Source organism: Pseudomonas sp. Sample_9 (assembly GCF_004307535.1).
GTDB lineage: Bacteria > Pseudomonadota > Gammaproteobacteria > Pseudomonadales > Pseudomonadaceae > Aquipseudomonas > Aquipseudomonas mercuritolerans.
Genome location: NZ_RAZO01000182.1, coordinates 5666 through 10011 on the forward strand (window position 1 = coordinate 5666; position 4346 = coordinate 10011).

Below are 4346 nucleotides of genomic sequence, written 5' to 3' on the forward strand. Positions count from 1 at the left end.
GGCGGCTCCCGTGATTACAACCACCTGACCGGAAAACGTCATGCTCATGGGTATGTCCTCGAACGCAAAAACTGGGGGATGTTGGCGTCGCAGCATAGCCAAGCGCAGCGAACGCGCGTCAGCACTATGCAATCGCTGTTTACCGGCGCATGCGCCGCAGTGATAAAACCCGCGCCGTAACCATCACTGCACTGGATCGACCTGCATTCGCCGCATCGGCCAACCTTGCGACATCGCCGCCGAAGGGCTATCAACAAGGCTTCATTCCGTTCGAGTGCCTGTCATGACCAACCAGACCAATCGCCAGTTCCTGCTCGCCAAACGCCCGGTGGGCGCCGCAACCCGCGAGACCTTCACTTACCAGGAAGTACCGGTCGGCGAGCCACAGGCAGGACAGATTCTGGTGAAAAACGAATACTTGTCCCTCGACCCGGCCATGCGCGGCTGGATGAACGAAGGCAAGTCCTACATCCCGCCGGTCGGGATCGGTGAAGTCATGCGCGCACTGGGCGTGGGAAAAGTCATCGCTTCGAACAATCCCGGCTTCGCCGTCGGCGATTACGTCAACGGCGCGCTCGGTGTGCAGGATTACTTCCTCGGCGAGCCGCGCGGCTTCTACAAGGTCGACCCGAAACTTGCGCCATTGCCACGCTATCTGTCTGCGCTGGGCATGACCGGCATGACCGCCTACTTCGCCCTGCTCGACGTGGGCGCACCGAAGGCCGGTGACACCGTGGTGCTGTCCGGCGCGGCCGGTGCGGTGGGCAGCGTGGTCGGGCAGATCGCCAAGATCAAAGGCTGCCGCGTCGTTGGCATCGCCGGCGGGGCCGACAAGTGCAAATTCCTCATCGACGAACTGGGCTTCGACGGCGCCATCGATTACAAGGCCGAAGACGTCGTGGCCGGACTGAAGCGCGAATGTCCGAAAGGCGTGGACGTGTACTTCGATAACGTCGGTGGCGACATTCTCGACGCGGTGCTGAGCCGCTTGAACATGAAAGCGCGGGTGGTGATCTGCGGCGCCATCAGCCAGTACAACAATAAAGAAGCGGTCAAAGGCCCGGCCAATTACCTGTCACTGCTGGTCAATCGCGCGCGCATGGAAGGTTTTGTGGTGATGGACTACGCCGCGCAATTTGCCAGCGCCGCGCAGGAGATGGCCGGCTGGATGGCCAACGGGCAGCTCAAGAGCAAGGAAGATGTGGTTGAAGGACTTGAGACGTTCCCGGAGACGCTGATGAAACTGTTCAACGGCGAGAACTTTGGCAAGTTGGTGTTGAAGGTTTAAGGCCAGCCTGAAACCAATGTGGGAGCGAGCCTGCTCGCGAAAGCGGTGGATCAGTCGGTAATGATGCCGACTGACACTCCCTCTTCGCGAGCAGGCTCGCTCCCACAGTTGGATCTTCAATAAGCTTTAGGAAATTTCGGCTACGACTGCGGCCAACGCCTGCGCCGGATCTGCCGCCTGGCTGATCGGACGGCCGATTACCAGGTAATCGGAACCGGCATCCAGTGCCTGACGCGGGGTCAGAATGCGCCGTTGATCGTCTTGCGCGCTGCCCGCCGGGCGAATCCCCGGGGTCACCAGTTGCAGCGACGGGTGCGCGGCTTTCAGCGCCGATGCCTCCAGCGCCGAACACACCAGACCGTCCATCCCGGCCTTCTCGGCAAGTGCCGCCAGACGCAGCACTTGTTCCTGCGGCTCGATATCCAGACCGATACCGGCCAGATCCTCGCGCTCCATGCTGGTCAGCACGGTCACACCAATCAACAACGGTTGTGGACCACTGCGCTTGTCCAGCTCTTCGCGGCAGGCCGCCATCATGCGCAGGCCACCGGAGCAGTGCACGTTGACCATCCACACGCCCATCTCGGCAGCGGCTTTCACGGCCATTGCGGTGGTGTTGGGAATGTCGTGGAATTTAAGGTCCAGGAACACTTCGAAACCCTTGTCACGCAGGGTGCCGACGATTTCCGCCGCGCAACTGGTGAACAGTTCCTTGCCCACTTTGACCCGGCACAGCTTCGGGTCCAACTGGTCGGCCAGCTTCAGTGCGGCGTCACGGGTGGGGAAATCCAGGGCGACGATGATAGGAGTCTGGCAGGCGGACATGGATGGGCTCTCAGGCTGGTCGAAAACGGCGCGCATTGTAGCGGAACCGGCGGCGGCGCGGCACCCGATGATCGGTAAATCGTCGCGCCGAACGTGATCAGCTTAGCCGCCGCGGCCATTGTGTCGACTCCGATACACAGCCGACACGCCGACAACACGCACCCGGGTTAGCCTCGCCCGGCGCAACACGTCCTTACAACAGCACTTCCCGCCTCCCGGCCGGACGCCTATGCTGAAACCACCACTGGCAGCGAACAGCCCCATGCACAACACCCCGACAACCGTGACGGACGAAAGCAAAGACGACAAGCGCTGGAGCATCCGCGCGCTGATCGTCGACGATGACGTGCCGATCCGCGAGCTGATGATCGATTACCTCGCCCGCTTCAACATCCACGCCAGCGGCGTCACCGACGGCGCGGCAATGCGCCAGGCGCTGCAGGGTGAACATTTCGACGTCATCGTCCTCGACCTGATGCTCCCCGGCGAAGACGGCCTGTCGCTGTGCCGCTGGCTGCGCGCCGAATCGGACATCCCGATCCTGATGCTCACCGCCCGCTGCGAACCCACCGACCGCATCATCGGCCTGGAACTGGGCGCCGACGATTACATGGCCAAACCGTTCGAACCACGCGAACTGGTCGCCCGTATCCAGACCATCCTGCGTCGCGTGCGCGACGACCGCAGCGAACAGCGCGCCAACATTCGCTTCGACAACTGGCGCCTGAACAGCGTCCTGCGCCAAGTGGTCGCCGACAATGGCCTGGTAGTGCCCTTGTCCAACGCCGAATTCCGCCTGCTCTGGGTCTTCATCGAACGCCCGCGCCGCGTGCTCAGCCGCGAACAACTGCTCGACGCCGCTCGCGGTCGCTCGATCGAGGCTTTCGACCGCAGCATCGACCTGCTGGTCTCGCGCCTGCGACAGAAACTCGGTGACGACCCGAAAGCCCCGCAGTTGATCAAGACAGTGCGCGGCGAGGGTTACCTGTTCGACGCGCGGGACATCGGTTGATGAAGGCGCGCTTCGACACTCTGTTCGGTCGCTTGTTTGGAGTGCTGTTTCTGGCGATTGTACTGGCGCACCTGCTGGCTTTCGCCTGGTTCAGGCTCTACGGCCCTCCTCCGCCCCCACCACCGCCAGAGTTCTCAACGAACATCGACGGCCAACCGCCCATGCACGCCGCTGCTTACCCAGCGAGGCAAGCACGCCCCTGGTTCGGTGGCCCGATGGTGCCGCTGACCTTTCAGTTCATCACCCTGATGATTGCCGCCTGGTACGGCGCCAAGCTGCTCAGCCGGCCGATCCAGCGCCTGAGCGACGCCGCCGAGCGCCTGAGCGAAGACCTCGACAGCGACCCCCTCGACGAATCCGGCCCGCGCGAAGCCCGGCAAGCGGCGCACACCTTCAACCTCATGCAACGGCGCATCCGCGAACAGGTCCAGCAACGCGCGCGCATGCTCGGCGCCGTCTCCCACGACCTGCGCACGCCACTGTCACGGCTGAAACTGCGCCTGGAAAACATCAGCGACGACAAGCTGCAAAGCCAGATGCGCCAGGATCTGGACGACATGATCGGCATGCTCGACGCCACCCTCACCTATCTGCACGAACAACGCACCAGCGAAGCCTTGCAGTTGCTGGACGTGCAGGCGCTGGTCGAATCGCTGTGCGAGAACGCCCAGGACCAGGGCGCCGATGTACAGGTCAGCGGCCACTGCGCGCCTTTGCCAGTACAACCGATGGCGCTGCGCTCGTGCATCAACAACCTGCTGGACAACGCCCTGCGCTACGCCGGACAGGCACGGATTGAACTGCTGGAACAGCGTGAGGAATTGCTGATTCGGGTGATTGATCACGGACCGGGGATTGCTGAGGACCAGCGTGAAGCCGTGTTTGAACCGTTCTACCGACTGGAAGGCTCGCGTAACCGCAACTCCGGCGGCGTAGGACTGGGCATGACCATCGCCCGCGAGGCCGCGCAGCGGCTGGGTGGGCGGTTGAATCTGGAAGAAACGCCGGGTGGCGGGCTGACTGCCATTGTCCGCTTGCCACGGGGCTGAGGCTCAGCCGATTTGAAGTGGGAGCGAGGCTGCTCGCGAAAGCCTCTGATGATTCAATGCATCTGTTGAATGCACCAGCCTCTTCGCGAGCAGGCTCGCTCCCACAATGAAACTGACTGTATTCGGCAGATATTGGTTGGATGTGGGGGCGCTATCGCTGGCAAGCCAGCTC

5 protein-coding genes are annotated in these 4346 nt (G+C 62.6%); 4 read left to right on the forward strand and 1 reads right to left on the reverse strand.

Annotation, left to right across the window (positions count from 1 at the left end; genetic code table 11):
• Together D6877_RS29585 and D6877_RS10115 are read left to right on the forward strand one after the other, a co-directional pair.
• A partial coding sequence (locus tag D6877_RS29585; protein ID WP_206662979.1) for a hypothetical protein occupies nt 1–180 on the forward strand: 180 nt, incomplete at its 5' end.
• A gap of 103 nt (nt 181–283) precedes the next feature.
• Nucleotides 284–1288 carry an NADP-dependent oxidoreductase gene (locus D6877_RS10115; RefSeq protein ID WP_130910660.1) on the forward strand — a complete coding sequence of 335 codons (1005 nt, stop codon included), beginning with the start codon at nt 284–286 and terminating at the stop codon, nt 1286–1288.
• A gap of 126 nt (nt 1289–1414) precedes the next feature.
• Here D6877_RS10115 and pyrF read toward each other — a convergent pair whose 3' ends face one another.
• Nucleotides 1415–2113 carry an orotidine-5'-phosphate decarboxylase gene (pyrF, locus tag D6877_RS10120; RefSeq protein ID WP_122507613.1) on the reverse strand — a complete coding sequence of 233 codons (699 nt, stop codon included), beginning with the start codon at nt 2111–2113 and terminating at the stop codon, nt 1415–1417.
• Nucleotides 2114–2375: 262 nt separating this feature from the next.
• On the opposite strand from pyrF, the gene D6877_RS10125 reads away from it, so the two are divergent.
• Nucleotides 2376–3125: a response regulator transcription factor gene (locus D6877_RS10125; protein WP_110645974.1), complete on the forward strand. Its 750-nt coding sequence runs from the start codon at nt 2376–2378 to the stop codon at nt 3123–3125.
• Complete coding sequence (locus D6877_RS10130) at nt 3125–4174, forward strand: ATP-binding protein (RefSeq protein WP_130910661.1); 1050 nt, start codon at nt 3125–3127, stop codon at nt 4172–4174. Before D6877_RS10125 ends, D6877_RS10130 begins: the two co-directional genes overlap by 1 nt.
• The last annotated feature ends 172 nt before the right edge of the window (nt 4175–4346 follow it).

Excerpts from the sequence above, each read along its gene's own strand:
- D6877_RS10115 (WP_130910660.1), top strand. The coding sequence starts at position 284 with ATGACCAACCAGACCAATCGCCAGTTCCTGCTCGCCAAACGCCCGGTG.
- pyrF (WP_122507613.1), bottom strand. The coding sequence starts at position 2,113 with ATGTCCGCCTGCCAGACTCCTATCATCGTCGCCCTGGATTTCCCCACC.
- D6877_RS10125 (WP_110645974.1), top strand. The coding sequence starts at position 2,376 with ATGCACAACACCCCGACAACCGTGACGGACGAAAGCAAAGACGACAAG.
- D6877_RS10130 (WP_130910661.1), top strand. The coding sequence starts at position 3,125 with ATGAAGGCGCGCTTCGACACTCTGTTCGGTCGCTTGTTTGGAGTGCTG.